Origin of the sequence: Haloarcula pellucida, assembly GCF_014647235.1 — an archaeon.
GTDB classification, from domain to species: Archaea; Halobacteriota; Halobacteria; order Halobacteriales; family Haloarculaceae; genus Haloarcula; species Haloarcula pellucida.
The window spans coordinates 219,196-234,531 of sequence record NZ_BMOU01000003.1 but is presented as its reverse complement, the minus strand read 5'-3'; the positions used below and the strand labels follow the sequence as shown (position 1 = coordinate 234,531).

Sequence of the window (15,336 nt, the reverse complement as noted above, 5' to 3'; positions counted from 1 at the left end):
CCGAAGCCACAGTCGGGTCGCCGCCGTCCCGCGACACTCCCCGAAGCGTGACGACGCTGCGACCGGACGACCGCGGCCGACCCGAGTCCGAGGCCCATTTACCACTCGACTGCGTGGGTCCCCCTATGGAACCGGACGACGTTCGCCGGGACTGGGCCGAGCGCTCGGGCAAGTACTCGCCGACGTACTACGCCGACATCGGTCCGAACGAGGTGAGCGAGACGCTCGTCGACGTGCTGGGCCACTACGTATCGGACGACGCAGCGATTCTCGAGATCGGGTGTGGCTCCGGCCGCCACCTCGCACACCTCCGGAACCACGGCTACGAGGACCTCACTGGCGTCGACATCAACCCCGACGCCTTCGACGTGATGGCAGAGACCTACCCGCGACTCGCCGAGACCGGGACGTTCCACACCGGCGCGATCGAGGACGTCGTCGAAGCGTTCTCGGACGACGCGTTCGACGTCGTCTACACCGTCGAGACGCTCCAGCACATCCACCCGGACGACGTGTGGGTGTTCGAGGAGATAGCCCGCGTCTGCGGTGACCTGCTGGTGACTGCCGAAAACGAGGGCAACAGCCCCGAGCGAGGCCGGGAAGACGGCGAGGTGAGCTACGTCGACGACGAGTTCCCGCTGTTCCATCGGAACTGGAAAGCTGTCTTCTCCGAGTTGGGATTCGCCCAACTCATCCGGGAACCGACGGCGCGGGACACGATACGCGTGTTCCGGGGACTGTAACGCGGCGACGCCGCCTCCGCAGGCGTGCGGTGAGCAAAAGCGGAGCCACGAAAGCGAGTAACGGAACCGGGTGCCGGTCCACCTCCCACGATCCCCTATTTCGCTGGCGGGTCCGACGCCGAACGAGGGCGACCTGACGGTCGGAACCGCCCTGACTCGGCTCAGTCGTCTCTCGCGCCAAAGCGGCCCAGGTTAGGGTAGTCGGCGATGACGCCGTCGACGCCGGCGGCCGCGAGGCGGTCGTACTGATACCACGTACCGACTGTGTAGACGTTCACGGCGCGGCCCTCCTCGTCTGCGACCGAGACGAGGTCGATGTCTGCCCACTCCGAGCCCTCCGTGTAGTAGTCGTCCGCGTAGAACGGCGTCCCCTGCACCATGTTGTACGGCGGGTGGATGGCCTCGGCGTCGTAGGTCCGGGCGATGTCGAGGCCGTCCTCGATGGAGTCCCAGAGGAGCGGTGCGACGGGATAGGACGAGTTCGCTCGCGTCACGGCCAGCGCCGCCTCGTAGAACGAGGAGAACAGGAACTCGTGTGAGTACTCGTCTACGACGTCGAGCACACGGTGGACGAACGATCGCCACGTCGACTTCTGTGCGGCGAGTTTCTCGGCCGAGAGGTTCACGGCGAACTCGAGGTCGAACGACCCGGGGTTCTTCAACTCGACGTTCACGCCCACGCCGGACGGAATCGCGTCCAGCACGTCGGTCAACAGCGGGACCGTCTCACCGCTCCGAAGCACCTCGGCATTTGTCACCGTCTCCGTGTCCGTCTCCCAGACGACGCCGGACGTGTCGGTCAGTCCGCGTTCGCCGCCGTCACGTTCGGCCAGCCGGGAGTCGTGGAACACTACCACGTCGCCCTCGGCAGTCGGGAGGACGTCTATCTCGATACTATCGGCCCCGCGTGAAGCCGCCTGTGGTGCCTTGCCACCGCGAGAGGCAGCCTCCACGGCACCGACCGTGTTCTCCGGGTAGACCCCCGCGAATCCCCGGTGGGCGATGAGTTCGGGGTCCGAGTCGACGCTGCTCACGCCACAGGTTCCCTCACCAGTCTCATCGTCGTCGCTCTCGTCGACCGCGGAGGCAGCGACCCCCGGGACGCCGAGTGCCGTCGCGCCGACGGCACCCGTCCCGGCGACAAACGCCCGGCGACCGATTCGCTGTGTGACTCCGTTGGCTGTTCGCCCCGACGACGTCTCGGGTCCATCCGACATACAGCACCGACTCCGAACGGGTCCGGTTAGAGCGCTTCTAATAGCCCTATATAAGTAGCGACGACGGCGAGTACGCACATATAGACGCTAGAGCGATACGTACCGATCCGGAACCGAGGGACAGCGAGGATTCGCTCGTCGAGGTCGAAGCCGCCGACGAACTCGGTGAATAGGTCGCCTTCGTCCGCCATCGTCGCCATCCGTTCGGTCCACTGGGACCGAAATTCCGTCTCCAAACAGCGGTCGTCGCCGCGCGCCACCCTTCAACGAACATATAGTTTTTATTCTCTCCGCTATAATTACACACCGCCATGGGCGAACAGAACACGTCAGCGATGGACCCGAGTGACAACTCGATCATCGGCGCAGGTATCGTACTCGCGCTGGTCGGGTTCTACGCGAGTCAGGAACTGACCAATAGCGTCGAGATCGCCATCGGCGTCGGATTGCTCATCGGTGTCGTGCTCCCCGCGATACTCCTCGAAGTTCGAGGATAGTCGCCGAGGGACGCCGACCGATTCACCCTGTCGCCACGTGGGAGAATCGCATCGACCATCGTCGGTGTACGGTGGGTGTGCCTCACAGACGAGATTCGCCGTCAACGTTCCTCGGCCGTCGACACGTCGCGTCGGTGCCGTTTGATTCGTGCCGGTCATACCCTCGATTCAAGCCGGGGCGCCGGTGCGGAAAACGCCTTCAAACCGATTATGAAGAGTCTAAAGCGTTTTCAGATCGTTTTATCTGCGCCAGCACGGTCCGTAAAATCGGCTAAAATCGGCGTTCGCGACTGAACCGTTCTGAATCGACGCTAACCGTCTGTCCGTTATATTGGGGTGTGGGTCCACAGAAGAGATGCCCGAAGCACTCATGTCCACCGTCGACTCCTCCCTCCCACGACTGCCAGCCACCGGGACCGTCCGGACGCTGGCGTCCAGTATCGCCACGTCGTGTCTCACGGCCGTGCGGGCCGCCGCCTTCTGGGCGACGATTCCCCTCCCGCTGATCATCGTCGGGTCGCTCCTGACCGGCGTCGTCGCCACCGCGCCGCTGTTCGTCGTCGGCCTCGTCGTCCTGAACGTCCTGTGTGCGGCCATCGGCCACGAGTACTCCCCCGAGAGATGACCCTCCTCAGACCCTCCTCGCAACCTCCCGACCAGCACCACGCGAAGACGATGCTGTTCTGCCCGACGTGTGACCATCAGAGCCCCGCCGACGGCGACTGGGTCGCCGACGATGGGGTCGAACGCCGCCGTCTGCTGTGCCCGCGGTGTGGCGACGCCGTCGTCGACGACCCCGAGTTCTGAGGTGCGTTCGCCGCCGCGTCTCGACGTCCCGTCCGCAGCGACCGCCGGCGAACACGCTCACGCTCGACGGCGCCCGCTCGTCGTGCCGCCTGTCTGTCGTACCACTGTCCCCGATCAGTCGAGCGCGAGCCTCCGGAAACGTCGCCCGGAAACCATATTGATAAATGATGATGTACTGAAGAGCGAGACAGACACTATGACGACCGATACGGACTACGACCTCGTCACGCCGCAGTTACGCGCGCTCATTCGGGAAGGCAAAGAGAGTCCCGAGACGCTCTGGGCACGCGTCGCCGACAACCTGAACTGGTTCGAGCAGTGGGACGCCGTGTACGAGGAGGCGGGCGTCGGCGACTTCGCGTGGTTCCCCGGCGGACGGACGAACATCAGTTACAACGCCGTCGACTACCACGTCGAGAACGGCGGCGGCAACCGCGCGGCGATGGTGTTCGAGACCGGCGAACGCGACGACAACGCGGTGTACACCTACGCAGAACTGCACCACGAAGTGAAACGGGTCGCGGGAATGCTCCGGGCGTACGGCGTCGAGAAGGGCGACCGCGTCACCATCTACATGCCCATGTGTCCGGAGGCCGTCGTCTCCATGCTCGCTTGTACGCGCATCGGTGCGATTCACTCTGTCGTCTTCGGTGGGTTCGGGGCCGGTGCGCTCGCGGACCGCATCGAACTGGCCGAACCGAAGCTCCTTCTGACGGCCGACGTGGGCTTTCGCGACGGCGGCACGGTCGACCTAAAGTCGATAGTCGACCGCTGTTTCGACGACCACGAGTCGGTCAACGACATCGTCGACGACACCATCGTACTCTCCCGCGGTGAGGCGTCGGCCGACCTGCGAGAGTCCGAGACCGACTGGGACGACGCACTGGCAGCGGGCGCGGGCGAAGACACCTCACACGTCGAGCTGGACGCGACCGATCCCGCGTTCATCCTCCCGACGTCGGGGACGACGGGCAAGCCGAAGGGAACCGTCCATCAGCACGGCGGCTATCAGACCCACGTCTACGGGATGGGACAGTGGATGTTCGACCTCGACGAGACGGACACGTGGTTCGCCACCTCGGACATCGGCTGGATCGTCGGCCACTCCTACATCGTCTATGCGCCCCTCTTGACCGGGTCGACGACAGTCGTCTACGAGGGGACGCCGGTGTATCCAGACGCCGGCGTCTGGTGGGACCTCGTCGAACGGCACAGCGTAGACAAGATATTCACCGCGCCGACGGCGATTCGCGCGCTGGCCGGCTACGACGACACGTTCCACGAACGCGCTGACCTCTCCTCGCTCGAAGCGGTGTTCTCGGCCGGCGAACCGCTCAACCCGCCGGCGTGGGAGTGGCTCCAGACGGAAGTTCTCGACGACGAGGTGCCCGTCATCGACCACATGTGGCAGACCGAGACCGGCGGTCCGATTATCGGCAACCCGTACGGCATCAACACGCTCCCGATAAAGCCGGGCTCTGCGGGCATCGCGCTGCCGGGCATCGAAGTGACGGTCGTCGACTTCGACGGCGAACCGCTCGAACCCGGCGAGGAGGGCGCGCTCGTCGTCGAGAAGCCGTTCCCCGGCATGACGCCGACGCTCTGGGAGGGTCACGACCGGTACGAACTCGAATACTGGCAACAGATAGAGGACCTGTACTGGGTCGGCGACGCCGTCTCGATGGACGAGGACGGCTACATCTGGTTCAGCGGCCGTGCAGACGAGGTCATCACCATCGCCGGCCACCGCATCGGTCCGACCGACATCGAGGACGCACTCGTCGCCCACGAGGCCGTCGTGGAGGCCGCAGTCGTCGGCAAACCCGACCCGGAGAAGACCGAAGTCGCCGCCGCGTTCGTCGTCCTCCGAGACGGCTTCGACGGCGACGAAGCGCTGGCAGGGGAACTCCGGGAGGCGGTCCGGCAGGACGTCGGCCCCATCGCTATCGTCGGCGAACTGGAGTTCGTCGACCAACTGCCGAAGACGCGGTCCGGGAAGATAATGCGCCGGACCATCCGGGACATCATGTTGGACGAAGACCTCGGCGACGTCTCGACGATGGAAGACGAGTCCGCCGTCGACGAAATCGAAGCCGCGACCGAGGACATCGACGCGGACGACGACGTCGGGAACTGACTGCACTCCCGGCACTCGCCCGTCACGCCCCGTTGGGCAGAACACATCCTTAATCAACGGCGACGGCGAAGTCACCACACGATGTCAGCGGAGTCGGGCACGACGTGCAAGGTCGACCGGGTCGCCGAGAAGCGGGGACTCACCGAACTGGACGACGAGTTGCGGGAGCGCTGGGCCGACGGCGACAGCCTCCGTGACCTCGAACGCTACTGTAACGAGGCGATACTTCGGTCCGCGATGCGGGCGGCGGGGATGGAGACGCTCGACGGCGAGGCGGCCAACCTCTACCGACTCCTCACGGACGACGACGTCGGTCCCGGCAAGCGAATCGACGCGAAGTCCCGACTCCAGCGCAACGGACTGGACCCGGAGACGCTCACCAGCGACTTCGTGAGCTATCAGACCGTCCGAACCCACCTCAACGACTGTCTCGACGTGACGACGGCCCGCGACAGCACGCTCTCCGTCGACAGCGCTCGGAACACCGTCCTCAAACTCGTCTCTCGGACCGAATCCGTGACCACCCAGACTATCGCTCGGCTCACCGAACAGGGGTCGCTGACCATTCCGTCCCCCTCCGTCACGCTGAGCCTGCGGGTCGCCTGTTCGGAGTGTGGTGACGAGTACACGTTCACCGGACTGCTGGAACGGGGCGGGTGTTCCTGTCGCGCCGACGAGGAAGCGACAGAGCCCTAGGAGTCCGCGACGAACGACTGGGTCGAGATAGTGTCGTAGCGCCCGTCGAGTTGCGCTCGTTCCTCCGGCAACACGGACGTGACGACGTAATCGGCGGACTCGCCGAAGTACTGCATCAGGCCGTGAATACGCTCTGCGTCGAACATCTCGACGGCGTCGACGACGATGAACGGGACCTCCTCGGCGACGTCGTGGACCAGATAGCCGGCCAGAGCGACGATGAGGCCGATGACCTCCCGTTCGCTCTTGCTGAGACTGTCGACGGTGTCGTCGTACGCCGTGCCGTCCTCCGTGGCTCGGACGACGTGAATCTCGAACGCCGTCTCTGCGGTGACGCGGTCGCCCGACGAGCGCCGTTCGAGCCAGATGCGCTCTATCGAGTCGTACCCCAGCGTCTCGAGGACCTGTTGCATCGTCTCGTTGAACGTACCCACGAGGTCCTGTTCGAGTTCGTCGATGCGGTCACGCTGGGTGCGGAGTTCGGACGCGACCGCCTCCCGCTTTGCTTCGATGTCGTCACGTTCGGCGAGGGCGGCCTCGACGTCGGCTATCTCCGACTCGACGCTCTCTAAGTCGTTTGCGAGTTGGCCGCGTTCGTACTCTAAGTCGCTCACCGCGTCGTAGTAGGTGGCTAACCGGTCGTCGTCCTCGGACGTGTCGTCGATCGCTCGTTGCAGGTCCTCGATTTCGGTCTCGAGTGTCCGACGATCCGCGTCGAGGGTTTCGAGCATCTCCTCTCGGCGCTCGATCTCGTCGGCGAGGTCCTCGCGACGGGCGCGTAACTCCTCGCGGCTCTCCTGTCGCTGTTCGAGATCGCGCTTCCGCTCGGAAAGCGTCTGGATACGGTCCGTGATGGCCTCGCGCTCGGTCCGTTTCTCCCGAACGATGCCGCTGACGGCCTCGACCTGTTCGGCGATCTCCGCGCGTTCGACGGTGCTGCCGCACGTCCAGCACGTGATGGACTGCGAGGCGGGGTCCAGTTCGGCGACGATGTCGTCGGACGTCATCGCGCTCGGGATGTCCGCGGACTCGTCGAGAATCTGCGAGTTCATCTCCACGATGGGGCTCAGTGCGTTGATCGTCGACGTGAGTCGCTGTTTCTGCTGGTGGAGGTCTTCGAGTTCCGCCTCGATATCCGCGAGGTCCGCCTCGGGTTCGTCACCGTCGGTATCGTCTAGCCGGTCGGTTACCGACGCCAGTTCCGATTGCAGTTCCTCGATAGCGGCCTCCTGACTGCTGAGACGCTGGCGGAGTTCGTTCCGCTCGCTCCGTTTCTCTCGTAACGCCTCCGTCTCGCTGTCGTCGTCCGCCTCGGCTTCGAGGGTCTCGATAGCGTCTCGCTTCTCCCTGAGTTCCGCTTCGACGTCGTCCAGTTGCTCCCGAAGCGTGTTCTGTCGCGTCCGAAGGCCCGGCAGTCGGTTCGCCATGGAGTCGAGTTCCGCGAGGCGGTCGTCGAGCGACTGTTTCTCGTCGCTCAGGCGGCGGATTTCGGCCTCGATTTCGTCGGTATCCACGGGCCGCATCAGGTACTCGTAGAGGTCGTCGTCTGCCAGCACCGCCCGTCGTATCGGGTTCGTCTCGGTCAGCGCGACGAACAACTCACAGAGGTCGTCCGCGGTTGTGTACCGGTCGGCACTCCGTACGACGGCGTCGGTCCCGTCGCGGCCGAGTTCGACGTGGTACGTCGCACCGTCGCGAGTCATGCTGACGCGTCCTTCGTCGGCGTCGCTCTTCAGCGGTGGCAACGGGCCACCGAGGACACCGGCGAGCGAACGCAAGAGCGACGATTTGTTCGATGCGTTACGCCCGGAGAGGAGCGTGACGCCGTCGGTGAGGGCCACATCTGCGGCGGCGATGCCGCCGATGTTCTCCACCGTGAGCGTGAGCTGACTGTCTGTCTCGCGTGCTTCGAGTGCGTCGTCGTTCTTCATATCCATCGTGTACTTCCCCCAGTGTTCGTATCGGTGAGTCGTCACGTCAGTCGTCGGCCACGTGGTCGGGGACCAACGCGCCGTCGTCGACGGACAGTCGCGATGTGTTGCCGTCGCTTGCCCGCCGTTCGAGCGCTCTTCCCCCTGCGGACGGCTCCGACGGGGAGCGCGACGTATCGGCCGTGGACGTGCTATCGACTGACACCGGTGACTGCTTCGTGACTCGCTTATCGAGTTGGGTACCCGCAATTGTGTACGCTGACGTATGTACGTTATGCGCGTGGATCGCCTCGACCGGTATAAAAATACGTTGTATATTCCGCATTAACACCCATCATATAGAGGCGCGCCATACGGTAGCATGGGCGTAGCACGGACGGACAACTTCGACGGCACGACTCATCAGCTCAGTCACCAGTGGGAGGGTAACACCGAGGTGAGCGAGACGATACGCGGCGCTGTCGCGGAGTACGCCGGCGTGTCGTTCGAATCGCTGCCGCCGATGGACGAACGCATCAACACGGACGCGCTGGACAGTCTATTCGAGACGAAGTCGGCGAACACTGCGACACCGGGGTGTGTTACGTTTTCGTACTACGGATACACCGTCGTCGTCCAGAGTACCGGACAGATATTCTTGAGAGAGACCTGACCGCGGCTGACGGCGTCTCGGGCTAGTGCGGCAACCTGCCCAATTAAACATTGTAAATTCCCGGTTTAAACATCCGTAATTTTACCCACCAACACCTACAGGTGGGGAACCGGTATCTGAGATCGAGATGAACGAAATAGAGACACAGAAAGAAAAGCGGCCGACGACAGCGAAGTTCTACCTGCCGGCCGTCGCGCTGCCACCGCACCTCGACCGAATCGAGGACGTCGTGACCGACCTCTTCGAGTTCCACGGTGTGGTTCTCATTCCGGAGACTTACAACGAGTGAACCGCTTCGGGGTCAAGCCCCGAGGCACTCGCCTTGTGCAGCTGTAGCCGCACCGACACCGCGACGTCGACGCTATAGTGACAATTGAAACGATTCACACACCGACCGCACCGCCGTCGTGCGGTCGGGTGGGCATTGACTTTCAATGGCTACTATATCTACCGACAGAGTCGCTGTCGGACCCCAGATTTTCCGTGCCCGACCACGTCAGCCCCGACAGCGGTCAGTCCACCGGTAGCCGTGGCCCGATAGGACACCACTCGTGTGCGAGCGGCGAAAGTATCGTTCGGACGGCGGCACCGTCGGAGACATCTAAACATTATTGTACGACGATTGTGTAGGTTCAACGAACAGGGTACGACCGAACACACCGCCACACTGCGACCGCATCCGGGTCCGATCCGTGACGGTGCCACAACGAGTCCTGTACGTTATATGTCGATTACAGCCAAAGTATACATCGAGCACGAACGACTCGCGCTTGTCCCAACGCTTCGGACCCTCGAAGACGTCGACATCCGGGTCATCACCCAGGGGAACACCGACCCGGGCTCGACCGTGTTCCCGTTTCTCATCGAGTACGACGACAGGGGCGAGTTAGAGGCGGCACTGGAGGAGGACCCGACGGTCGACAACTACGAACTCGTCGACTGGACCGACCGGACGGGCATCTACTACATCGAACACACCCCGGAGACGAAACTCATCAGCACCGTCGTGACCGACGTCAACGGGTTTCTGGTCCACACCGAGACGAAACGCCACGGGTGGCTCGTTCGCCTCCTCCTCCCCGACCGAGCGGCGTTAAACACGATCTGGGAGTACGCGAACGAGAACGACATCGCACTCGACATCATCGAGATATACGGCAACAGCGAGACGGGCGGCGAACCCTCGTACGGCCTGACCGCAGAGCAGCGAACGGCGTTGACGATAGCCTACGAGGAGGGGTACTTCGGCGAACCCCGCGACGTCTCGTTGAACGAGGTAGCCGAGGTGATCGGCCTCTCGTCGACGGCCATGAGCGGGCGTCTCCGTCGCGGGATGCGCAACCTCGTCGGGGCGACGCTCGTCGACGACGAGGCCGAGGAGTAACGCCACCGACCGATTCCTGCGGGGACGTTACTCCGACTCCTTCGACTGGTATACGGGCCTGAGCGACGTCGCGTCCTTGTCGTATCCGAGCCAGATGCTGAGGGCGCTGGCCACGAAGACGAGATAGACAGGGAACAAGACGAGTAACGTGTATCCCGCGATGACCGGCGTGATGGCGCCGAGACGATACAGTAACGCGACCGCAGTGAGTCCCACGACGGCACCGGCGACGATGCCGAGTCGAAACGCGTAGGCCGCGGCCGGACCCGGTCTGGTCCGAATCGCACTCATGTGGGCCGTTGCGGCTCCAATCCAATAAGTCGCGCGAGACAGGGGGTATCGATTGACACACACGTCGTGCTGGCAGACAGCAGCGCCTCGGCGGCGACGACGCTGTTCCCCAGCGTGTCATTCGAACAGCTCGTTGTGGCGGGCCCGGGGAGGGGATTCTATCATATAAGATTGCTTTTTATTCGATAGTCCCATAAGTATTCATATATGTATATTCGAGTTTCTGATTGCACGCCGCCTCACCGACTACACCGGTAATCGCTGGTCACCGTTGTGCGTCACACAGGCCGTACCGTGAATCTCACAACGACGACTCGAACTGTCGAGAGTGGACGCTATTGACATCTTTAGGCCTTAATTCGACGTTATCCAGTCACGAGATCGGCGGCGAAGCAGTCGAACTCCGTCACCATCTCGACGCGAGACGCGACCGACAGACCGGCCGTGGGAAGCGAATTCGGTCGAGCGACACCCGTAGTCCACGGCGAGCGCTCGCCAAAACAATAGTATATCCGATATAGCTATATTTCTGAAATGATTGCCACAAGCGTCGGTAGCGGCGATCGAGGACACCGGGTGTCCGAAACCGAGGCGTGCCGTCGGGACCGGTCGATGAGACAGGTTTTGTGTCCAGGCGTCCTCTTCGCCAAACGAGATGCGAATTGCACTCGTCGCTGCCGTCGCAGCCAACGGGGTCATCGGGTCCGACGGGCGCGTTCCGTGGGACTATCCGGCAGACCTGAACCACTTCAAGCGGACGACTGTCGGCCATCCGGTCATCATGGGCAGACGAACCTTCGACGACGTCTATCGGCAGTTGGGGACGGCGCTGCCAGAGCGTCGGAACATCGTCCTCACGCACCGTCCAGAGCGTCTGCCGGACGACGTCGTCACCGTCGAATCGACGGCAAAAGCGCTTCGCGCGGCCGAGACGACGGACGTCGAGACGGCGTACGTCGTCGGCGGTGGCACCGTCTACGAGCAGTTTCTCCCGTGTGCCGACGAACTGATTCTGACCGAACTGCAGACGGCCGTCGACGGTGACACGACCTTTCCGACAGTCGAGTGGGACCAGTGGCGTGAGACGGACCGTGACCGGCACGAGGCGTTCGATATCGTCTGGTACGAGCGCCGAGACGCGTCGTCCACCGGCCGGTAATCGTGGGCGGACGCCCGATATCTCTCCGTCCAGATTGCTACCGGTACATAAACGGCAGGGGTAATCAGCGTCATCTTTTATGAGAGTCTCTGATCTTTGTCCACAAGCATGTCCGGGAACGAAAGCCATCCCAATCACCCTAGTGTCGACCAGTCGGATCGGACGGTACCACGGAACTTGCGGCAGACGGGCGACCCCAACATCGAGATGTTGGTCTCCACGCGTGTGCGCAAGTCACCGTTCTTCCACAAGTCCTTCAACGAGGAGGGCGCGTGGCGGTGTACCGTCTACAACCGCATCTACCACCCGCGCGGCCTCGTCGAACCCGAAGACGGCGGTGCGATGAAGGAGTACGAGGCGCTCACCAACAGCGTGACGCTGTGGGACGTCGCCGTCGAGCGCCAGATTCGCGTCAAGGGCCCCGACGCCGAGGAACTGACGAACTACGTCGTCACACGCGACGTGACGAGCATGGACGCGATGGACGGGAAGTACGTCATCCTCTGCAACGAGGACGGTGGCGTTCTGAACGATCCCGTGTTGCTGCGTCCCGAAGAGGACGAGTTCTGGTTCTCTATCTCCGACTCGACCCTGATGCAGTGGCTCCAGGGAGTCAACGTCGATAACGACTTCGACGTCGAGATCGACGAGATCGACGTGGCCCCGATGCAGATTCAGGGCCCCAAATCCGAGGACGTCATGGTCGATGTCGTCGGTGACAAGGTCAAAGACGTCCCGTACTACGGGCTGATGGACGCCGAAATCAACGGCTGTGACGTCCTCATCAGTCAGACCGGGTTCTCCGGCGAGGCCGGCTTCGAGATCTACGTCAAGGACGCCTCGAAGAACGCCGAACGTGTCTGGGACCCCGTGATGGAGACAGTCAAGGACCACGGCGGCCGCCAGATCGCGCCGGGCCACCACCGCCGCATCGCGGCCGGTATCATGTCGTGGGGGCAGGACCTAGACCACGAGACGTCGCCGTTCCAGGTCAACCTCGGCTATCACGTGCCCGACGACAAGGACGCGGACTACATCGGCAAAGAAGAACTCGAGCGCCAGAAGGAACTCATCGAGAACGGCGAGTACCCGTTCGAGCACAAGCTCATCGGCCTGAAGATGGCCGGCGAACCGATTCGGGACTACGCCCCGGACTTCTGGCTGGTCTCCGACCCGGAGACGGGCGACGAGTGCGGTTACATCACCTCGCCGTGGTGGAACCCGGACCTCGAGACGAACATCGCCATGGGATTCGTGCCAGCCGACAAACTGCAGGAAGTCACCGACACGCCGCTCAACGACGAGATCTACGACGAAGAACTCGACCTCGAGTTCCGAGTCCACCTGCCCGACGAGTACGCCGAAGAGTCCGGTGAGCCGGTGTTCGCAACGGTCGCGAAGGTGCCGTTCAAGGAGTCCGTCAACCCGAGCGCTCGCGAACAGGCCAAACTCAACGCGCGCAAAGAAGCCGAAGCAGAGTCCAGCGACGACTGATCGGCGCCACCCTGTCGCTCATACCACATACCATCACTCCGCTTTTCTGTGCTGACCGCCGTCTCGCCGTCAGTGTCACTGCCGGGGTACTACCCCGTGATCGTGACCGGGCGGTCCGACGACAGCAGGATATCCTGTGCGGTGCTGCCCATGACGACCTTCTGCACGCCGGTTCGTCTGCGGCCGCCCATCACGATGCTGCTCGCGTCGACGTCGTCAGCGGTGGCGAGAATCTTTCTGGCGACTTCGCCGCCGACCGTGACCCGTTCGACCGCGACGTCCCTCTCTTCGAGGAACTCCGCAGCGGCGACGGCCGCACCGATTTCTCCGAAGTCGTGGGGCGGCGCACCGGCGTAATCCTGATGCGGATACACGTACAGCACTGTCGCGGTGACGCTCTCTGGGACCCCGGGTAACTGAGCGACGTACTCCGCCTGATTCAGGGCGCGTTCGCGGCGCTTGTCGACCGGAACCAGGACGTGTCTGTCGCCCTCCCCAAACACCATCCCGGTGCCGGTAATCGTGACCGGGCGCTCAGTCGAAACGAACACGTCGTGGACGGTGCTGCCGAGCAGAACGTTCGCCACGCCGGAACGCTTCCGTCCACCCATGACGATTTCCTGACTGTCGAGTTCGTCCGCAGTGTCGACGATGGCCGCCGGAACGCTGCCGTCCGCTACGCGACGGGTCACGGTGACGTCGGCCGCCGTCAGGTGCTCTGCGGCTGCGACGGCGGCGTCCACCGCTTCGAACGAGGCAGTATCTGCTCGCGTTACTTCGCCGGGAGAGACGACGTGCAAGACTGTCGCCTCGACGTCCGTCGTCGCGTCCGCGAGGGACGCCACGTATCTCGCCTGATGGAGCGCTCGGTTCTCGTCCTCGTCGACCGGAATGAGGGTACTGTACATCCCACGCTACACTCGTGTGCGACGACAAATATAGACTCGCCAACAAATAGAGGAGCGGGGGCGACCAGAGTGGTGAGTCCCCGGTCAGCCGCTCAGTCGTAGAGGGTGTACTCGTCGGTGAGTTCGTCGACTCGCTGGCTGACCTCGGCGACGACGGCCTCGTCGTGGGGGGCGTCCACGATTTCGTAGATGAGGTCCGCGACTTCGCAGCACGCTTCTTCACCGAACCCGCGAGTCGTGAGGGCGGGCGTGCCGGCGCGGATGCCCGAGGGGTTGAACGCGGAGCGCGTCTCGCCGGGGACGGTGTTGGCGTTGAGGACGATGCCGGCTTCTTCGAGGCTCTCCTCGACTTCCTTGCCCGTGGTGTCCGGATGCGAGGGGCGGAGGTCGACCAGCACGAGGTGGTTGTCCGTGCCGCCCGAGACGAGGTCGAGGCCGTGGTCCTGTAACCGCTCGCCGAGCGCTTTCGCGTTGGTGACGGTCTGTTCGGCGTATCGCTCGAAGGCCGGGTCGAGCGCTTCGCCGAAGCCGACGGCCTTGCCGGCGACGTTGTGCATCGCCGGACCGCCCTGCGAACCCGGGAAGACGGCGCTGTCGACGTCGTCGGCGTGTTCGTCGCCGCACATGATGACGCCGCCGCGGCCCGCGCGGATGGTCTTGTGCGTCGACCCGGTGACGAAGTCCGCGACACCCACCGGCGACTCGTGGACGCCCGCGGCGACCAGCCCGGTGATGTGCGCGATGTCGGCGAGGTGGTAGGCGTCGACGGCGTCGGCCGTCGCCTGAATCCGTTCGAAGTCGACCTCGCGCGGGTACGCGGAGTAGCCCGAAACGATGATGTCCGGGTCGTACTCCTCGGCGTGTTCGTGGAGGCCCTCGTAGTCGATGTAACCGCTCTCCTCGTCGACCTCGTACTGCTCGACTTCGTAGACCTGTCCGGCGAAGTTCGCCGGGTGGCCGTGTGAGAGGTGGCCGCCGTGGGTCAAATCCAGCGAGAGAATCTTGTCACCGGGGTCCAGAGCAGCGAGGTACACGCCCATGTTTGCCTGCGAGCCAGAGTGTGGCTGGACGTTGACGTGGTCGGCACCCCACAGTTCCTTCGCGCGGTCGATGGCCAACTGCTCGACGTCGTCGGCGTACTCACAGCCGCCGTAGTAGCGCTCGTCGGGGTAGCCCTCGGCGTAGTTGTTCGTGAGTTCCGAGCTCTGGGCCTCCATGACGGCCTCGGAGACGTGGTTCTCGCTCGCTATCATCGCCAGCGTGTCGTTCTGTCGCTCTCGCTCACCTTCGAGGGCGTCTGCGACGGCCGGGTCCGTCGCTCTGACGGTTTCGTACGTCATGGTCGAGGACAGGAGCTAGAGCGGCAATAAACTGGCTCCCGACAGAACGTGTCTGGCGAGTGAGTGGACGTGTCTGGCCC

The 15,336-nt window shown here is 63.6% G+C and carries 17 protein-coding genes; 11 read left to right on the top strand and 6 right to left on the bottom strand.

The genetic code is table 11. From position 1 onward, the window contains the following. The first annotated feature begins 125 nt into the window (after positions 1-125). Positions 126-743: a class I SAM-dependent methyltransferase gene (locus tag IEY28_RS10910; protein WP_188997303.1), complete on the top strand. Its 618-nt coding sequence runs from the start codon at positions 126-128 to the stop codon at positions 741-743. 161 nt (positions 744-904) lie between these two features. Here the strand turns inward: IEY28_RS10910 and IEY28_RS10905 are convergent, their stop codons facing one another. Then, on the bottom strand, positions 905-1,960 hold the full coding sequence (locus tag IEY28_RS10905; protein ID WP_188997301.1) for a glycerophosphodiester phosphodiesterase: 1,056 nt from the start codon (positions 1,958-1,960) through the stop codon (positions 905-907). A gap of 26 nt (positions 1,961-1,986) precedes the next feature. Then, the gene (locus tag IEY28_RS10900) at positions 1,987-2,196 is read right to left on the bottom strand and encodes a hypothetical protein (RefSeq protein WP_188997298.1); all 210 of its coding nucleotides are present in this window, start codon (positions 2,194-2,196) and stop codon (positions 1,987-1,989) included. A 75-nt stretch (positions 2,197-2,271) separates the two neighbouring features. Here IEY28_RS10900 and IEY28_RS10895 point away from each other — a divergent pair, with 75 nt between their 5' ends. The 5 genes from IEY28_RS10895 (at position 2,272) to rdfA (ending at position 6,097) form a co-directional block, all read left to right on the top strand. Then, positions 2,272-2,457, top strand: a complete 186-nt coding sequence (locus tag IEY28_RS10895; RefSeq protein WP_188997296.1) for a DUF7987 family protein — start codon at positions 2,272-2,274, stop codon at positions 2,455-2,457. A gap of 355 nt (positions 2,458-2,812) precedes the next feature. Further along, positions 2,813-3,082, top strand: a complete 270-nt coding sequence (locus IEY28_RS10890; protein ID WP_188997293.1) for a DUF8028 family protein — start codon at positions 2,813-2,815, stop codon at positions 3,080-3,082. Then, on the top strand, positions 3,079-3,264 hold the full coding sequence (locus IEY28_RS10885; protein WP_188997291.1) for a DUF8106 domain-containing protein: 186 nt from the start codon (positions 3,079-3,081) through the stop codon (positions 3,262-3,264). Before IEY28_RS10890 ends, IEY28_RS10885 begins: the two co-directional genes overlap by 4 nt. Before the next feature lie 196 nt (positions 3,265-3,460). Continuing rightward, on the top strand, positions 3,461-5,401 hold the full coding sequence (locus tag IEY28_RS10880) for an acetate--CoA ligase (RefSeq protein ID WP_188997288.1): 1,941 nt from the start codon (positions 3,461-3,463) through the stop codon (positions 5,399-5,401). 81 nt (positions 5,402-5,482) lie between these two features. Continuing rightward, entirely contained in the window at positions 5,483-6,097 is a 615-nt protein-coding gene (rdfA, locus tag IEY28_RS10875) for a rod-determining factor RdfA (RefSeq protein WP_188997286.1), read from the top strand. Here rdfA and IEY28_RS10870 read toward each other — a convergent pair. Further along, positions 6,094-8,073, bottom strand: a complete 1,980-nt coding sequence (locus IEY28_RS10870; protein WP_220639438.1) for an archaea-specific SMC-related protein — start codon at positions 8,071-8,073, stop codon at positions 6,094-6,096. The two genes, rdfA and IEY28_RS10870, sit on opposite strands and share 4 nt — an antisense overlap. Positions 8,074-8,389: 316 nt before the next feature. On the opposite strand from IEY28_RS10870, the gene ddfA reads away from it, so the two are divergent. The 3 genes from ddfA (at position 8,390) to IEY28_RS10855 (ending at position 10,064) form a co-directional block, all read left to right on the top strand. Next, complete coding sequence (ddfA, locus tag IEY28_RS10865; RefSeq protein WP_188997283.1) at positions 8,390-8,680, top strand: DdfA family disk-determining factor; 291 nt, start codon at positions 8,390-8,392, stop codon at positions 8,678-8,680. Positions 8,681-8,807: 127 nt separating this feature from the next. Further along, the gene (locus tag IEY28_RS10860; protein ID WP_188997282.1) at positions 8,808-8,969 is read left to right on the top strand and encodes a hypothetical protein; all 162 of its coding nucleotides are present in this window, start codon (positions 8,808-8,810) and stop codon (positions 8,967-8,969) included. Positions 8,970-9,404: 435 nt separating this feature from the next. Next, complete coding sequence (locus IEY28_RS10855; protein WP_188997280.1) at positions 9,405-10,064, top strand: helix-turn-helix domain-containing protein; 660 nt, start codon at positions 9,405-9,407, stop codon at positions 10,062-10,064. Between the two features lie 27 nt (positions 10,065-10,091). Here IEY28_RS10855 and IEY28_RS10850 read toward each other — a convergent pair whose 3' ends face one another. Then, positions 10,092-10,355, bottom strand: coding sequence for a hypothetical protein (locus IEY28_RS10850; protein WP_188997277.1), 264 nt, complete (start codon positions 10,353-10,355; stop codon positions 10,092-10,094). Between the two features lie 655 nt (positions 10,356-11,010). On the opposite strand from IEY28_RS10850, the gene IEY28_RS10845 reads away from it, so the two are divergent. Both IEY28_RS10845 and IEY28_RS10840 read left to right on the top strand, forming a co-directional pair. Next, positions 11,011-11,514 (top strand): dihydrofolate reductase, encoded by a 504-nt coding sequence (locus IEY28_RS10845; protein ID WP_188997274.1) that lies wholly within the window; start codon positions 11,011-11,013, stop codon positions 11,512-11,514. A gap of 108 nt (positions 11,515-11,622) precedes the next feature. Beyond that, positions 11,623-13,008 (top strand): aminomethyltransferase family protein, encoded by a 1,386-nt coding sequence (locus tag IEY28_RS10840; RefSeq protein ID WP_188997272.1) that lies wholly within the window; start codon positions 11,623-11,625, stop codon positions 13,006-13,008. Positions 13,009-13,097: 89 nt separating this feature from the next. Here IEY28_RS10840 and IEY28_RS10835 read toward each other — a convergent pair whose 3' ends face one another. Together IEY28_RS10835 and glyA are read right to left on the bottom strand one after the other, a co-directional pair. Further along, complete coding sequence (locus IEY28_RS10835; protein ID WP_188997269.1) at positions 13,098-13,916, bottom strand: universal stress protein; 819 nt, start codon at positions 13,914-13,916, stop codon at positions 13,098-13,100. 92 nt (positions 13,917-14,008) lie between these two features. Further along, the gene (gene glyA / locus IEY28_RS10830) at positions 14,009-15,256 is read right to left on the bottom strand and encodes a serine hydroxymethyltransferase (RefSeq protein ID WP_188997267.1); all 1,248 of its coding nucleotides are present in this window, start codon (positions 15,254-15,256) and stop codon (positions 14,009-14,011) included. Positions 15,257-15,336: the final 80 nt, after the last annotated feature.